General features: G+C 41.8%; 14 protein-coding genes. 13 read left to right on the top strand and 1 reads right to left on the bottom strand.

Going from position 1 to position 16,167, the window contains the following annotated elements; genetic code table 11:
* Positions 1-10 precede the first annotated feature (10 nt).
* The 12 genes from KHA99_RS02865 (at position 11) to KHA99_RS02810 (ending at position 12,719) form a co-directional block, all read left to right on the top strand.
* Positions 11-1,075, top strand: a complete 1,065-nt coding sequence (locus KHA99_RS02865; RefSeq protein WP_213115915.1) for a phosphotransferase family protein — start codon at positions 11-13, stop codon at positions 1,073-1,075.
* A 41-nt stretch (positions 1,076-1,116) separates the two neighbouring features.
* Complete coding sequence (locus tag KHA99_RS02860; protein ID WP_213115914.1) at positions 1,117-2,151, top strand: phosphotransferase family protein; 1,035 nt, start codon at positions 1,117-1,119, stop codon at positions 2,149-2,151.
* A 10-nt stretch (positions 2,152-2,161) separates the two neighbouring features.
* Positions 2,162-2,620 carry a hypothetical protein gene (locus tag KHA99_RS02855; RefSeq protein WP_213115913.1) on the top strand — a complete coding sequence of 153 codons (459 nt, stop codon included), beginning with the start codon at positions 2,162-2,164 and terminating at the stop codon, positions 2,618-2,620.
* Between the two features lie 36 nt (positions 2,621-2,656).
* Positions 2,657-3,868 carry an acyl-CoA dehydrogenase family protein gene (locus tag KHA99_RS02850; protein ID WP_213115912.1) on the top strand — a complete coding sequence of 404 codons (1,212 nt, stop codon included), beginning with the start codon at positions 2,657-2,659 and terminating at the stop codon, positions 3,866-3,868.
* Between the two features lie 55 nt (positions 3,869-3,923).
* Complete coding sequence (locus KHA99_RS02845; protein WP_213115911.1) at positions 3,924-4,784, top strand: crotonase/enoyl-CoA hydratase family protein; 861 nt, start codon at positions 3,924-3,926, stop codon at positions 4,782-4,784.
* Positions 4,784-5,572, top strand: a complete 789-nt coding sequence (locus KHA99_RS02840; protein ID WP_213115910.1) for a crotonase/enoyl-CoA hydratase family protein — start codon at positions 4,784-4,786, stop codon at positions 5,570-5,572. Before KHA99_RS02845 ends, KHA99_RS02840 begins: the two co-directional genes overlap by 1 nt.
* Before the next feature lie 32 nt (positions 5,573-5,604).
* Entirely contained in the window at positions 5,605-6,750 is a 1,146-nt protein-coding gene (locus tag KHA99_RS02835; protein WP_213115909.1) for an acyl-CoA dehydrogenase family protein, read from the top strand.
* 94 nt (positions 6,751-6,844) lie between these two features.
* Complete coding sequence (locus KHA99_RS02830; RefSeq protein WP_213115908.1) at positions 6,845-8,377, top strand: class I adenylate-forming enzyme family protein; 1,533 nt, start codon at positions 6,845-6,847, stop codon at positions 8,375-8,377.
* Positions 8,378-8,490: 113 nt separating this feature from the next.
* Positions 8,491-9,642 carry a CaiB/BaiF CoA transferase family protein gene (locus KHA99_RS02825; protein WP_213116878.1) on the top strand — a complete coding sequence of 384 codons (1,152 nt, stop codon included), beginning with the start codon at positions 8,491-8,493 and terminating at the stop codon, positions 9,640-9,642.
* Between the two features lie 26 nt (positions 9,643-9,668).
* Positions 9,669-10,649 carry an NAD(P)H-dependent flavin oxidoreductase gene (locus KHA99_RS02820; RefSeq protein WP_213115907.1) on the top strand — a complete coding sequence of 327 codons (981 nt, stop codon included), beginning with the start codon at positions 9,669-9,671 and terminating at the stop codon, positions 10,647-10,649.
* A 30-nt stretch (positions 10,650-10,679) separates the two neighbouring features.
* Positions 10,680-11,831 carry a thiolase family protein gene (locus KHA99_RS02815; protein ID WP_213115906.1) on the top strand — a complete coding sequence of 384 codons (1,152 nt, stop codon included), beginning with the start codon at positions 10,680-10,682 and terminating at the stop codon, positions 11,829-11,831.
* Positions 11,832-11,948: 117 nt separating this feature from the next.
* The gene (locus tag KHA99_RS02810) at positions 11,949-12,719 is read left to right on the top strand and encodes a 3-hydroxyacyl-CoA dehydrogenase (protein WP_213115905.1); all 771 of its coding nucleotides are present in this window, start codon (positions 11,949-11,951) and stop codon (positions 12,717-12,719) included.
* A 117-nt stretch (positions 12,720-12,836) separates the two neighbouring features.
* On the opposite strand, the gene KHA99_RS02805 is transcribed toward KHA99_RS02810, so the two are convergent.
* Complete coding sequence (locus KHA99_RS02805) at positions 12,837-14,099, bottom strand: ABC transporter substrate-binding protein (RefSeq protein ID WP_213115904.1); 1,263 nt, start codon at positions 14,097-14,099, stop codon at positions 12,837-12,839.
* Between the two features lie 428 nt (positions 14,100-14,527).
* On the opposite strand from KHA99_RS02805, the gene KHA99_RS02800 reads away from it, so the two are divergent.
* Positions 14,528-16,156, top strand: coding sequence for an acetate--CoA ligase (locus tag KHA99_RS02800; protein ID WP_213115903.1), 1,629 nt, complete (start codon positions 14,528-14,530; stop codon positions 16,154-16,156).
* The last annotated feature ends 11 nt before the right edge of the window (positions 16,157-16,167 follow it).

Raw genomic sequence — 16,167 nt, 5'->3', positions numbered from 1 at the left:
GCAATTGTCCATGAATATACAAGATACAATTCCTGTTCGCGAAGGCGAAGAATTAAATCTTTCCAAGCTTGAAGAGCTAATTAGAAAAAAGATCCCAAACTTAAGCAGTGACCCAATGACAGTGAAACAATTTAGTGCTGGAAAATCCAATTTAACGTATTTGATCAATATCGGAGACTGGGAGGGTGTCCTAAGAAGGGCTCCTCTTGGTCCGGTTAATACAAAAGCACATGATATGAAACGTGAATTTAAAGTGTTGGATGCAATTAGCCCAATATTTTCCCTTGCACCTATGCCTTATTTTTTTATTGATGATGAATCTATTATCGGGGCACCGTTCTATTGTATGAAGCGTCTTCATGGTGTATTGCTGGATCAGGCACTTCCAAATCATGAAGATGGAAATCCAGCCCTTTTTAATGAGGTTTCTTATTCTATGGTAAATACCTTGGCTGCCATTCATGAAATAGACTATAAGAACACTAATCTCGTTAACTTAACACGTCCGCAAGGATTTTTAGAACGACAGGTACATGGCTGGATTGGCCGTTATCAAAACGTAAAAACTGAAGAAATTCCCGGAATGGAACGACTAATAAAATGGATTATCGAAAACAGGCCCGTTTCTCAGCCAGCAACGTTCATACACTATGATTTTCACTTAAAAAATGTTTTGTTTTCTAAGAATCAACTAGGTCAATTGGCAGGCATTCTTGATTGGGAGATGAGTACAGTCGGCGATCCGCTTAATGACCTTGCATCCGCATTGGTTTTATGGTTCGACCATGATGATCCTGAATTTTTCAAAAACCAGCAACTGTCAAACCCAATTACTCTTAGGCCGGGTTTCATGACAAGAAATGAATTTATTGAAGCCTACTCTAAGAAAAGTGGGCGCGATGTTTCGAAAATGTATTATTACATGGTTTTTGGCTACTTCAAGCATGTCGTCATTGCCCAACAAATGTATTACCGGTGGAAGAGAGGGCAAACCCAGGATGAAAGATTTGCGCAGCTTGATATCTTCGTCAAGAATTTAACGGATTGGGCATTGGAAAATACTCTTAAGAAATGAATGTAGAAATTTTGTGGTAAATGGTGAAAGGGTGGGTGCTGTTGGCAGAAAAAATAAAACTCTCATTGAAAGCTTATTTTGAATCGAAAATAAAAGGGGCAGAAAAGGTAGAAATTCGGGAGTATTCCCAGCCTTCCGCAGGATGGTCTGATGAAGCCTTTATTTTCGATGTCCACTGGGAAACCGCGAACGGCAAACAGATAAAAGGATTTGCGATTCGCAAGCAAAATAAAGGCGGGTTAATGAGGGAGAACAGAAATTTTTTTCTACAGTTCAAGTATTTGGATCGTTTAAGTAAAAATTGCGACCTGCCTATCCCGGGAGTTTACTGGTATGAAACAGATGAATCGATTCTCGGCGGACCGTTTTTTGTAATGGATAAACTGCCCGGAAACAGTTACGTACCTTGGTCAAAGGAGGGGCAATTATTTTTTAAAAGAGCCAATGAAGAAGGGGAAATTCCTTTTCACTTTGTCCAGTATTTGGCGAAATTGCACCTTCTTGATTATAGTGGAGCCGGCTTTACGGAGGACTTTGACGAGCCCAAAGGAGAGTACGGATTTATTGATGATAAATTAATAGGTTTAGAGGAAATGTATTACCGCTACCAAATCAGCCCTGACCCGGTAATAGTTGATGCTTTGGAATGGTTAAAGGCGCATAAGCCGGCTGCCCAAAGGTATTCCCTCATACATAATGATTACCGAACTGGTAATTTGCTATATAGCCACAATGAAATCACGGGGATACTGGATTGGGAAGCAGCCGAAATCGGAGATCCCATGGCAGACGTTGCCTATGTTTGTGCCAAATCGAACCGGATGGATTCTCCGCTGATGTGTTACTTAGTAGATAGACAGCTGTTTTTGGATACGTATAGTGAGCTAACCGGATTAAGAGTAGAGGAAAAGGTGCTTCATTATTATGAGGTATACCATCAAGTCAGGTTTGTTCTTATCTCCCAATCGGCAGGGACGTCGTTTGCAAAAGGAGAAACAAAGGATCTTCGGATGGCCCGCCAAGGTTATCGCTGGCCATTGATGAGGAATATGGTTGCCGAATTATTAGGCTACTAGGGGGGAAATGATGTTCGATAAATCGTTTACGTTAAAAACCGCCAACGATGTGATAAAAGATGTAATCATTCCTAATCTCACCAGCGGCATGGCAAAGGAACAAGCCATTGCCTTGCTTTCTGTTTTAAAAAATGTGGATACCAATACTATTGAGAATACGAAACCGAAAGAACAGTTAATTACGCTAATCAATCAAACTGTTGAAGAATTTTTACAAGCAATACGGTCAGATTCAAGGGAGACTTCCGCCTTTAATTGGGTGGAAGAGTTGGATTCCGCCTTGGAAGAAGCGGTGTTTATCGAGGATGCTACTGATAAATGGAAACAATTGAATGAAATTCAATGCCGCCTTCTACGCTTTTTATATAAGGAAAATGCAGCTAACAGAGCGATAGAATCCAGGTACATTTTTCCATTAAGAAAGAGGATAAGGGAGCAGTTAACCATTGAAATGTCGCTGGTTAGATAACTAAGTGTAAGGTTGGCAAAATGGGAGGGAAGGATATTGAACGAAATTGAACAAAAATACGCTATTAGTCCGTATGTAATGGAAATTCGAGACAAAGTGAGAAGGTTTATCGATGAAAAAGTCATTCCGGTAGAAACCGTTATTGAAAAAGGCGAGCAAGACGGAAGGCAGGTCCTTAAGGAATTACAGGCAAAGGCGAAGGAAGAGGGGATATGGGCTTTAGGCCTTCCGAAAGAGATTGGCGGCGGCGGTATGAAATTTATGGACTACGTCTATATAAATGAAGTAATTGGCCGTTCCGAAGCTGCCATGTTCGCTTTGGGTACCCATACTGCCCAGGATGGGACGATGTTAAACCTGTTCGGAACAGAAGAGCAGAAGAAAAGATGGCTTTACCCAATGGTGAATGGAGAAATCAATCCATCTGTAGGATTGACGGAGCCTAATGTGGCCGGGTCCGATCCGACATTAATACAATCTACAGCATACTTGGATGGGGACGAATGGGTCATTAATGCCCATAAATGGTTTACCACCGGAGCGAACCGTGCTGCGTTTACCACCCTTTTTTGTGTGACAGAACCTGACGAACCAAACCGTCATAAGCGAGCATCGATGATAATTGTTCCGACAAATACACCTGGTTATGAGATTGTTAGAGTCGTGCCGACTATGGGACATACCTCAGGCGGGCACTGCGAAATTCGTTTAACAAATGTCAGGGTTCCAAAGGAAAACTTATTAGGTGCGAGGGGAGAAGGTTTTGTCATTGCCCAAAAAAGACTGGGTCCCGGCCGAATCTACCATTGCATGAGGTGGCTGGGTCAATCCCAAAGAGCCTTTGATTTGATGTGTCATCGGGCCTTAAACCGATATGCTCATGGCTCTCTTTTATCAGAAAAGCAGATGATTCAAAAATTTATTGCTGATTCCGCAACGGAAATCCAATCGGCACGACTGATGACCCTTGAAGCGGCAAGAAAAATTGACAGGGGAGAAGATGCCCGGATTGATATCGCCATGATAAAGGTATATGGAGCAAAGGTCCTTCATGATGTGATTGACCGCGCGATTCAAGTACACGGTGCATTAGGGGTCACCGCCGATACACCATTAGAGAAAATGTACCGGGAAGCCAGGTACGCTAGAATCTATGATGGACCTGATGAGGCACATACTGCTACCATCGCCCGCCGAATCTTACGAAAGTACCAACAGGAGGAAAGCTGGGACCCGGCAAATTTTTAAAAAGACATCGAAGTGAAATGATTGTTTTTATATAAAAATTATTGAGGTGATTTGAATGCAAACAGTTCAATTTGAAACGTTAAAAACAACAGTAGAAGATAAAATCATGACGATTACCCTATGCAGGGAGAATTTAAATGCTTTTAATCATCAAATGCTAAACGAACTAATCCAAGTGTTTGATGAAGCGGATGCCAATGATGATGTAAGAGCCATCATTATCACCGGAGACGGAAAGGCATTTTGTGCAGGTGCCGATTTAGGAAGCGGCACTAGCACATTTGAAAATAAGGAGGCTTCCATCGAGGAATACCGGGACGGCGGAGGAATGTTAAGTTTACGAATCTATGAATTGAAAAAGCCAATCATCGCTGCCATCAATGGTCCTGCTGTCGGGGTGGGGGCGACCATGACTCTTCCTATGGATATCCGGATTGCCTCCTCGAACGCAAGAATGGGATTTGTTTTTAGCAGACGCGGCATTACTCCGGAAGCATGCAGCGGCTGGTTTTTACCTAGAGCAGTAGGCATCAGTAAAGCAGCTGAGCTCGTTTATACTGGGAAGATTATTCCAGCAGAGGAAGCATTAAAAATTGGTTTAGTTAGTCAGGTGGTTTCCCCTGAAGAGCTTTTGCCTGCTGCCGAAGCGATTGCGAAGGAAATTGCCGAAAATACATCTGCCATTTCTGTCACGTTGTCACGGCAATTAATGTGGAAAATGCTTGGTGCAAGCCATCCCTACGAATCACACAAAGTTGAATCCAAAATGATTCATTGGACCGGGCAGCAAGCCGATGTAAAAGAAGGAATCACTGCATTTTTTGAAAAAAGAAAACCAAATTTCCCAATGAAGGTCAGCACTGATCTTCCAAGCTTTTATCCGTGGTGGAAAACGAATAATGAAGGAGAATCATAATGGACTATCAAGCTATTATAGTAGAAAAAATTGGCCGAATTGCTGTGATTACCTTTAACCGGCCGGAAGCCATGAATGCTGTTAACAGCCGTCTTTGGCTGGAAACAGGAACTGCGTTAAAGGAGTTTAATGAGGACCCTGATCTTTGGGTGGCTATATTAACCGGGGCCGGCGACCGCGCCTTTTCAGCAGGTGCTGACTTAAAGGAAATAGGAGCTGGGGGATTTTCGACAACAGACGAAATGAAGGAATGGGGATTTGCCGGGATTGTGAGACATCATATCTCAAAGCCTGTTATTGCTGCGGTGAACGGATTTGCCCTGGGCGGCGGTACAGAGATTGCCTTAGCCTGCGATTTAATTGTCGCCTCTGAAAAGGCATCATTCGGGCTGCCGGAAGTAAAAAGGGGTCTTATTGCCGGAGGAGGAGGACTATTGCGCCTGCCGAGGCAAATTCCTCTGAAGGTGGCAATGCGCGTTATTCTTACAGGAAATCCTATTTCTGCGGAAGAAGCAAAACAGTGGGGGCTGGTGAACGAAGTAGTCCCGCATGATCAAGTCCTCAATGCCGCGATTCAGCTGGCAGAGGAAATTATTTGCAATGCTCCGCTCGCTGTGAAAGCGAGTAAAGAAATTGTCTACCGTGGATTAGACACTTCCATGACATTTCCTCCGGAAGGCTGGTCCATCAATAATGAATATACAAGTCAAGTTTTTGCAAGTAATGATGCGAAAGAAGGTCCGCGGGCTTTTGCCGAAAAACGGAAGCCAAATTGGTCGGGACAATAAATTGATTTTTTAAAAAAAGGGAGGTTTTGTAAATGGCAAAATCGTATTTATCCGAAGAGCATGAAATTTTTAGAAGATCCTTTAGAAAATTTTTGGAGAAGGAAGCATACCCTTTTTTCGAAGAATGGGAGGAAGCCAAGCAGGTCCCTAAATCATTTTGGAAAAAAGCCGGAGAACAAAGTTTCCTCTGTCCATGGGTGGATGAAAAGTATGGAGGGTCGGGTGCTGACTTTGGCTATTCCGTTGTCATTACCGAAGAACTAGATAAGGTTGGAGCGGGGGCAGGCGGAATCGGCCTTCATAATGACATCGTTATTCCTTATATTGCCGAATTTGCTTCTGAGGAACAAAAGCAAAGATGGCTGCCAAAAGCGGTCAGCGGGGATATGATTTCGGCCATTGCCATGACCGAACCGGGGACTGGCTCTGATTTGGCTGGGGTAAAAACAACGGCGATTAAAAGTGGGGACAACTATATTATCAATGGAGAAAAAACTTTTATTACCAATGGGTATTCAGCTAACTTCGTTATCGTTGTATGTGTAACAGACCCAAATGCAGTACCGAAGCATAAAGGAATTAGCTTAATTGTGGTGGAAGAAGGAACACCTGGATTTCGAAAAGGCAAAAAGCTTCGTAAATTGGGGCAGCATTCCAATGATACGTCTGAACTCATTTTTGAGGATGCGGTTGTGCCTAAGGAAAATTTAATTGGTGAGGAAGGAAAAGGTTTTTATTATCTGATGCAAAAGCTGCAGCAGGAACGGTTGATGCTGGCAATCGGCAGTATCACCGCCAGTAAACATATGCTGGAGATGACCATTGAGTATGTCAAGCAGAGGACGGCATTTGGAAAACCAATCAGTAAATTCCAAAATACCCAGTTTAAGATTGCCGAAATGGCCACAAAAATCAAAATCGGCGAAACTTTTGTCGATCAATTGATCGCCGACCATATGGAGAAAAAGAATGTGGTCAATGAAGTATCGATGGCAAAATGGTGGCTGACGGACCTTGCCAAGAGTGTTGCCAACGATTGTATGCAGCTGCACGGCGGCTACGGATATATGGAAGAATACGAGATTGCAAGAAGATACCGAGATGTGGCAGTCGGTTCGATTTACGCTGGCACCAATGAGATTATGAAAACAATTATTGCTAAAAACTTGGGGTTATAAGCTGATATTGCAGGGGTGAGTGTGAACTAAAGTCACCACCCCTTTTTCTTCTATTTTTATATGTCTATGTATTCGAATGTGGGAGGAATATGAAGTGAATCTTTTTGAAGCACTTGAGCGAAATGCCAGATATCAGCCAGACAAAACAGCAATCATTTTTAATGAAAGCAAATATACGTATAAGGAATACAATGCACAGGTGAATCGTATTGCCAACGCTCTCATTAGCTATGGGGTGAAAAGAGGCGATAAGATTGCCTTAATGATGAAAAACTCAGATTTATTCTGTTTTATTTATTATGGAATTTTAAAAGCCGGCGGGGTCGCTGTTCCTGTAAATTTTCGCTTAACTGCCAAAGAAGCCAGCTATATTTTGGACGATTCTGATTCGATAATGGTCTTTGCCGATGAGGATTTGGCAGAAGTCGTCCATAAAGCTTCTGAAGGAAACGACAAGATCCAGCTTCAGGTTATAGCGGGTTCGAATAAAAGAGAGAACCAAATCCTTTTATCCGCGTTCCAAAGCTCGGTTGCAGATAATCCTGAACGGGAAGTTTTGGAATCAGATGATGCAGAGATTCTGTATACCTCCGGAACAACCGGACTGCCCAAAGGAGTGGTTTTGGATCATCACCGCGTTATCCATGTAGCACTAGGAATCATCATTACATTTAAAATGGGGCCGGAGGATCAACTACTTCATCTTGCCCCGTTATTCCATTGTGCACAATTGAATTTATTCCTTGTCCCAGGTTCAATCCTTGGCTGTACACAAATTGTCCGCCAGGAATTTAATCCTGTACAGACCTTAAAAGATATTGATCAATACAAAATCAGCCTATTCTTTGGCGTTCCGACTATGTATAATTTTTTGTTGCAGGTACCGAACAGGGAGCAATTTGATTTATCCAGTGTGAAACGGTGCGGATACGGGGCAGCTCCTATGCCAACAGCCCTGTTGAAACAGGCAATGGAGATGTTTCAGACGGATCAATTTTATAATATGTGCGGTCAAACGGAGGGTGGACCCGGAGGAGTATATTTATTGCCAGAAGAACACAAAACAAAGTTTGGCGCTTCCGGTAGAGCTTCTTATGGTACTGATGCAAAAGTAGTGGATGAAAACGGTGAGGATGTAAAGCCGGGTGAGGTTGGGGAGTTTATTATTAAATGTGAAAACGTCATGAAGGGCTATTATAAAAAACCTGAAGAAACAGCAAAGGCTCTTAGGAATGGCTGGCTATATACAGGTGACCTCGCAAAAATAGACGAAGATGGCTACATTACCCTAGTCGACAGGAAAAAAGATATGATTATTTCCGGCGGCGAAAATGTCTACTCTACTGAGGTTGAACATGTCCTTTACAAACATCCTGATATTTTAGAAGCAGCCGTAATTGGCGTTCCGCATGAAGTATGGGGTGAAACGGTAGCAGCAGTTATCGTTCCGAAAGAAGGAAAACAAATTAATCAAGAAGAATTACAGCAATTCTGCCGGGAAGAACTCGCAGGTTATAAAATTCCAAGAATCATCTATCAAATCAACCAACTTCCACGAAACACCTCAGGGAAAGTCTTGAAATATCAATTAAGAGAGAATTATAAAACGGTTGCATCACAACATTGAATTAATGTTTAAAAAATAAATTAATTGTAAAATTATTAGAAAATTGGTATTATTAAAAATAGGTAATCTACTTTATGCTGTATCTTTTTGGGAGGGAGTGGGTGCGATTGACTATGCCTTTGGAGGGTATTCGTGTCCTTGATTTGACGCGACTTTTGCCGGGGCCGTATTGTTCGTTAATGCTGGCCGACTTTGGGGCAGATGTGATTAAAATTGAAGACCCGAAGTTAGGTGATTATACGCGATGGGGAGATCCAAAAATTGGTGAAGCAAGCGCGATGTTTCATTCTTTGAATCGGAATAAGCGGAGCGTGAGCCTTGATTTAAAAAAAGAAGAAAATAAACAGATATTTATTGAATTGGTGAAAACAGCCGATGTTCTGGTAGAATCCTTTCGACCGGGTGTCATGGATCGACTCGGACTGGGGTATGAAGAACTGAAAAAACATAATCCCAAGTTGATTTATTGCGCGATTACAAGCTACGGCCAAACCGGGCCATATAAGGATATTCCAGGTCATGATATTAACTTTTTGAGTTATTCCGGATTATTGGAGCTGCAAGGAGAACAAGGTAGAAAACCGGTAAGCTCCTCCGTTCAAATAGGGGATATTGGCGGCGGTTCCTTAATGGCAGTTATCGGGATTCTCGTTTCTATCATTGACGCGAAAAAGTCTGGGAAAGGTCAATTCATTGATATTTCCATGCTGGATGGAGCGGTTTCCTGGATGCAAACGTTTTTGCCGGCATTTTTAGCCACTGGGGAACTTCCAAAACGCGGAGAGCTCGTCTTAAACGGCCGCCTCGCCTGTTACGAGACATATGAAACGAAAGATAACCGCTTCATATCTGTTGGAGCTCTAGAATTTAAGTTTTGGAAAAACTTTTGTCAGGTAATTGGTAAGGAAGATTTAATAAGCCAGTTAAATGCCCCAGCCGATCAGCAAACCTCGATTAAAAATGATATTCAAGCCGTAATCGGAACGAAAACATTAAATGAATGGGTCAATCTCTTCGAGGGTGTCGATGCCTGTGTTGCCCCAGTCTTAACGATGGAGGAAATGGTTCATGACCCGCAAATCAGGCATCGGGGAATGATAGAAGAGGTAAGCCACCCTCAACATGGCACAATGAGACAAGTAGCAAATCCTATTAAACTATCAAGAACGCAGGCTAAAACAGTTCGCCAAGCACCGGGTCATGGAGAACACAACGATGAGATTTTACAAGAATTAGGGGTACTATTTAAACCATTTAAGGAATAATAATTAACTTTGTGAGGGGAAATACGGTGAAAACAAGAATTACTGAATTGTTAGGAATCGAATACCCTATTATTTGCGGCGGCATGTTTCAAGTTGGCAGAGCAGAATTGGCAGCCGCAGTTTCAGAAGCTGGAGGTTTAGGAATAATTACCTCAAAAACACAAGGTACACCTGAAGCACTTCGTCAAGAGATTCACAAAATTAAAGCGCTAACAAACAAACCATTTGCCGTAAACCTCAACTTATTTCCGAGCCAGACCGCCACCCCAAATGAAGATTTTATTGATGTTTTGATTGAAGAAGGGGTTAAAATAGTCGAAACTAGCGGCAGAAGTCCCAAAGATTTAATGCCAAAGCTGAAAGAAAACGGCTTCATTGTCCTCCATAAAGTGGCCGGCGTAAAATATGCCGTCTCTGCAGAAAAACTTGGGGTCGATGCTGTTATTATTGTCGGCAATGAAACTGGCGGCCACCCGGGTATGAGTGATGTGGGCACTTTAGTCATGCTTCCAAGAATAGTAGATTCAGTCAATATTCCCGTTATTGCTGGCGGGGGTTATGCGGATGGAAGAGGACTGGTAAGTGCATTAGCTTTTGGGGCAGAAGGGGTAGTGATGGGTACCCGTTTTATGGCTACAGAGGAAGCGCCCATTCACGAGAATGTAAAACGATGGATGGTGGAATCTGATGAAACGAATACCATTATCATTCAACGTAATATTGGCAGTCCATCCCGCGTTGCCTTAAATGCTGTCAGTAAGGAAGTAGACCACCTTGAAAGAAAAGGAGCAACAATTGAACAATTATTGCCGCTAATTACCGGTCAAAGAGCCAAACATGTGTATTTTGAAGGGGATTTAGATGGTGGTATTTGGTCCTGCGGCCAATCTGTCGGTCTTATTAAAGAAATATTATCGATCAAGGAATTGTTTGCTCAAATGACAGAAGAGGCAAAGAAGTCTATCGATTTTATTCAAAAAAGTTTATCAATCCATTCTAATGTTTAGTTTACTATTAAAATTTAGGAGGAATAGAGAATGAGAGAAGTTGTAATCGTTGAAGCAGTACGTACCCCTGTAGGGAAAAGAAAGGGAGTATTCAGTTCAGTCCGTCCTGATGATTTGGCCGCAAAGGTTTTGAAAGAATTGGTCAACCGTGCGGGGATCTCTCCAGGACTTGTGGAAGATGTCATTTTGGGGTGTGTTGCCCAAGTGGAAGAGCAAGGACTAAATATCGCGCGCAGCGCTGCATTAATGGCTGATTTCCCAATACACGTGCCGGGAACTACCATCGACCGTCAGTGCGGTTCCAGCCAGCAGGCTATTCACTTTGCTGCTCAGGCGATTTTGAGCGGGGACATGGATGTTGTTATTGCCGGCGGAGTGGAAAGCATGACAAGGATCCCAATGGGAGCCTCCCGCAAGGAGTCAACCTGGAGTGAAGAGTTAACCTCAAAATATGAGATGATCCATCAAGGTTTATCGGCAGAGCGGATTGCTGAAAAATGGGGCTATACTCGCAGTCAGCTCGATGAATTCTCGCTTGAAAGTCATCGAAGAGCCATTATAGCTCAAGAAGAAGGCCGTTTCGATCGTGAAATTATGCCGATTGAAGTAAAACGGGAAGATGGGTCAACAATTGTTGTCACACAGGATGAAGGTCCAAGAAAGGATACATCATTGGAAAAATTGGCATCTCTTAAGCCTGCATTTACACAGGACGGAAGAATTCATGCAGGAAATTCCAGCCAAATGAGTGATGGTGCTGCAGCTGTTCTATTAATGTCGAGGGAAAAAGCAGAGGAATTAGGTCTAAAGCCGAGATTCCGCATCGTTGCTCGTTCTGTTGTGGGTTCTGACCCGACTTTAATGTTGACAGGTCCTTCCATTGCTTCGAAAAAAGTACTTGAAAAAGCTGGGCTTTCAATTGAAGATATGGATACCTATGAAGTAAATGAGGCATTTGCCCCTGTTCCTATGCTCTGGATGGATGAATTAAAAGCAGATCCAGCAAAGCTAAATCCAAATGGCGGGGCAATCGCTTTGGGCCATCCGCTTGGAGGATCTGGTGCCCGCCTGATGATCACCTTGCTGCATGAACTGGAAAGAAGCGGCGGCCGCTATGGCTTACAGGCTATTTGTGAGGGCGGCGGAATGGCGAATGCCACGATTATTGAAAGAATTAGCTAGTCGTTATCAATAAAATTCCCTGATGGATGCTCATTTCACACAGATTGGAATGAGCATCCCCAGGGTATTAAACATATTTTTTAAGATTTCGATTTTATTAGAGGAGGAACATGATAAATGAAAATTAACGGCAGTGTAGCAGTCGTAACAGGAGGCGCTTCCGGTCTCGGAGAAGCCACCGTCGAAACGATTATTGAAAATGGGGGATATGCAGCCATCTTTGATTTGCAAGAAGAAAGAGGCGCTGCTTTAGTAGAAAGATTAGGTTCAGACCGTGTTCTTTACGTTAAAACAAATGTTACCAGTGAGGACGATGTGGTCAATGCTATTAACCAAACTATTGAAAAGTTTGGGGCTATTCATGTTGCTGTAAACTGTGCAGGGATTGGTGCGGCCGAAAAAACGGTAGGCAAAGAAAAGCCACATGATCTTGGCGTTTTTACTAGAGTTATACAAGTCAATTTAATAGGAACATTTAACGTGCTTCGTTTAGCTGCGGAAAAAATGACGCAAAATGCTCCAAACGAAGAAGGGGAAAGAGGAGTAATCATTAATACCGCTTCTGTTGCTGCATTTGATGGCCAAATGGGCCAAGCAGCCTATAGCGCCTCAAAAGGAGGCATCGTCGGTATGACCTTGCCTATTGCCAGAGACCTTTCCAGACATGGTATCAGAGTCTTGACGATTGCTCCAGGACTTATGGATACGCCATTGTTTGCCGGAGCTCCGGAAAAAGTCCGAATGGCATTAGGTGCAATGGTTCCGTACCCGCAGCGTTTAGGGTACTCATCCGAATATGCCCATTTAGCAAAATGCATCATTGAAAATCCATATTTAAATGGCGAAACGATCCGCCTTGACGGCGCGATTCGGATGCAGCCGAAGTAATAAGCAAAAGAACCTCCAGTTGTCTAAAATGGAGGTTCTTTTCATGAATTAGGTGATGAAAAATAGAAAGCGGTCTCCTTAAACTGGAGTCCGCTTATATTCTAGTAGTTTTAAATATTACTTTTCATACTCAATTTTATCTTTTTCCGGATCATAGTGGATATTCCCTGTGACTGGCACTAGGTCACCTGCTTTTGCTTGAACTAGGAATAAGGATGTATTTCCGTAGCGGTGTTCCGCTGTATAGGTGACAGAAGGGTAGAAAGAGCCATCCCATTTATCAAAGGTTTCCATTTTTTTAATAAAGTTCTCCCAACTCAATTCATCTCCTGCTCGCTTTAACCCTTCGACGTATACTTGAGCAGTGGACCATGCGCCTTCAGAGAGAGCTCCCAGCGATTCTTTCCCAAAGTCTTTGGTTACATACTCAACATACTTTTTGACTTCTGGGTTATCCATTTGTTCCTCATAATTAGGATATTGTAGAGAAGATATTATACCTTCCCAAGCATCTTTCCCCGCTAAATTAAATTGGTTTTTATCTGCACCGCCAGTCTGTGAAACAATAAATGGAGTGTCCGATGCCCCAATTTTATGCATTTCTTTACGCAATGCTGCAGCTGGTGCAGGAGTTGTATTCATAATGATTACATCTGCTTTTGCTTCCTTCAGCTGTTGGGCCTGAGAGCTAAATTCTTTATCTGTTGCCAAGAAAGGGACTTCTTTTACAATTGAAACTCCAGGATATTTTCCAATGTTTTTCTTGATCGCTTCAAGTCCCTGTTTTCCAAAATCATCATTCTGATAGGCAATGGCTATTTTTTTGGCATTCAGCTTATTGACAGAATAATCTAAAAAGACCTTTGCTTCGACTACATAATTAAATGTTCCGCCAAAAACATTCTTAATTGGAGGATTCACAAATTTGTCTGCCCCAGTCCCCAGACCCGTTACCGGAATACCGGTTTTTTCTAAAAGCTGTAAGGATGCGGCAATATTAGCCGTTCCGATTGGATATATAATAGAGAATACTTTATCCTGTTCTATTAATCTTTGAATACTTTGGAGTGTTTTTGCGGGCTGATATTGATCATCATAGGCGATTAACTTAAGTTTTCTTCCATTTACACCGCCATTATCATTGACATAATTAAAGTATGCTTGAACGCCTCTTCTGACTTTATCATATTCCGCGACTGGTCCTGTTTGTGGACCGGTGAGCCCAACAATTATTTCTTTATCCGTTACTCCTTGAGCCTGTTTCTTGCCTTCTTTTGGGTCGCCCTTAGTTGATTGGTTTTTACTGGTTTGTGCGCTGCATGAAACTAACAAAATAACAGTTAGAATCAAAGCAAGTGCTGATGTCAACTTTTTTCTCACAAAATTTACCCCCAATCAAAGATTCACTTTAAGAGTAAAGAACAAAACACTATTAAAAGAGCGCTTACATTCTTAAAAACTCTCAAGAATAAGTGTAAAGAGATTTGATTTAAATTGCAAGTTAATTATTTAAAAATTAAAATAATTCAAACTAGTATTCAAAAAAAGTAATCAAATCGTGAAAATATCATATGTCTTATTATTAAATATAGGTGGAGTAAACCAAGTCTTTACCAAAACATTATGGCGTAATAATTTTTGTAAAATTAATAATATTTAGAAAAATATGTACAAATATTGCTCTGTATTATATAATCAATACTAAATTGGAAAAAATAGCAATCATGAATTACATACTGTACAGCTGAAAGTTATATTATTGTAAGCGGTTTCTGATTAAGTAAAAAATTTAAACGAGGTGACAAAAATTGAATTATGCAGAATTAAGGGATGATTTCTCGTGGGAAAAAGTAGTGAAAACCTATGATTGGAATGTTCATGAAAAGCTTAATATAGCACATGAATGTTGTGATAGGTGGGCTGATGACCCGAATCGTATCGCTATCTATTGGGAGGATGAAAAAGGAAATAAGGATGTCTGGACCTATTTCCGTTTAAAAGAACAATCAAACCGGATGGCGAATGCACTTCGGTCGCTGGGAGTAAAAAGGGGCGATCGTGTGGCAGGTCTCCTGGGGAAGGACATGGAATTAATTTTGACAGTCCTTGCAACATGGAAAATAGGTGCTATTTATGTTCCAATGTTTACGGCTTTCGGCCCAGAGGCCATTACGTATCGATTAAAAGATGCTGATTGCAAAATTTTAGTAACGAACCAGGAACAGGCCAAAAAAATTGAAGGTCAACAAGTATCCTGTGAGCTTCTATTAACTGATGGTTTATCAGGTAATGGATTAACTTTCTGGGAGTTTATTCAACAGTTCCCTGCTGAACATGAAACAGAGTCAACCACCATGATGGATCCTAGTGTAATCCAATACACATCTGGTTCAACAGGCATGCCAAAAGGTGCCGTTTGGGCTCATAAAATTTTTATCAGCACTTACCCTTACCTTAGATATGCGATGGGTATGGAAAATAATGATCGGTTCATGGGTGGTGCGGATATGGGCTGGGCTTATGGTTTGATGAACTGTACTATATGCCCATTAAGTCTCGGTATATCCATCGTCGTATATAAAGGTCCTTTCCAGGTTGAAAAATACTATCAATTACTAGAACAATATAAAGTTACAAACTTTGCATATGCCCCAACGGCATACAGAATGATGATGGCAGCCGGTTCTGATTTAGTAAAGAAATATTCATTAAAAGTAAAACAGTTCTCCAGTGCTGGTGAACCATTAAATGCAGAAGTTGTCCGCTTCTTTAAAGATAATTTTGGCCGGGAAATCTATGATCACTATGGTTCTACCGAAACTGGGATGATTGTAAATAACTATAATGTCACAGACATGATGGTAAAACCCGGATCAATGGGTCTGCCGGCTCCTGGCTATAATATCGCTTTATTAGATGAGCAAGGGTATCCGGTCGAAGTCGGTGAAGCGGGTCAAATCGCCGTAGATATACATGCATTTCCGTACTTCTTTCTAGGTTATTGGAATGATCCAAAGAAAACGGCAGAAAAAATAACGGGAAATTGGTTTTGGACCGGGGATCTTGCAAGTAAAGATAATGACGGGTATTTTTGGTTCCAAGGCAGAGCTGATGATATCATTTCCAGCGCTGGCTACCGAATTGGTCCTTTTGAAGTGGAGAGTACCCTATTAGAACATCCTGCCGTAGCTGAAGCTGCTGTAATCGGGAAACCGGATCCTGTTAAAGGAGAAATTGTAAAAGCATATGTAGTTCTTAAATCATCTCATAAATCTTCCTCAGAGTTAGCTGACGAATTAAGTGTTTTCGTAAAAGCAAAGCTATCAAAACATCAATACCCACGAGAAGTTGAATTTGTTGAAACCCTCCCTAAGACACCGAGCGGAAAAATCCAGCGTTATATTTTAAAACAAAGTCTCGAAACAGCAAATAAATAAGCGGAAGGTGA

Origin of the sequence: Neobacillus rhizophilus (assembly GCF_018343535.1) — a bacterium.
In the GTDB taxonomy this organism is placed as follows: domain Bacteria; phylum Bacillota; class Bacilli; order Bacillales; family Cytobacillaceae; genus Neobacillus; species Neobacillus rhizophilus.
The sequence above is the reverse complement of the archived record's forward strand: the minus strand, read 5'-3'. Positions and strand labels throughout refer to the sequence as shown.

Coding starts and splice junctions, on each gene's coding strand:
- KHA99_RS02835 (WP_213115909.1), top strand. CDS start 5,605: ATGGCAAAATCGTATTTATCCGAAGAGCATGAAATTTTTAGAAGATCC.
- KHA99_RS02815 (WP_213115906.1), top strand. CDS start 10,680: ATGAGAGAAGTTGTAATCGTTGAAGCAGTACGTACCCCTGTAGGGAAA.
- KHA99_RS02845 (WP_213115911.1), top strand. CDS start 3,924: ATGCAAACAGTTCAATTTGAAACGTTAAAAACAACAGTAGAAGATAAA.
- KHA99_RS02855 (WP_213115913.1), top strand. CDS start 2,162: ATGTTCGATAAATCGTTTACGTTAAAAACCGCCAACGATGTGATAAAA.
- KHA99_RS02810 (WP_213115905.1), top strand. CDS start 11,949: ATGAAAATTAACGGCAGTGTAGCAGTCGTAACAGGAGGCGCTTCCGGT.
- KHA99_RS02825 (WP_213116878.1), top strand. CDS start 8,491: ATGCCTTTGGAGGGTATTCGTGTCCTTGATTTGACGCGACTTTTGCCG.
- KHA99_RS02840 (WP_213115910.1), top strand. CDS start 4,784: ATGGACTATCAAGCTATTATAGTAGAAAAAATTGGCCGAATTGCTGTG.
- KHA99_RS02865 (WP_213115915.1), top strand. CDS start 11: ATGAATATACAAGATACAATTCCTGTTCGCGAAGGCGAAGAATTAAAT.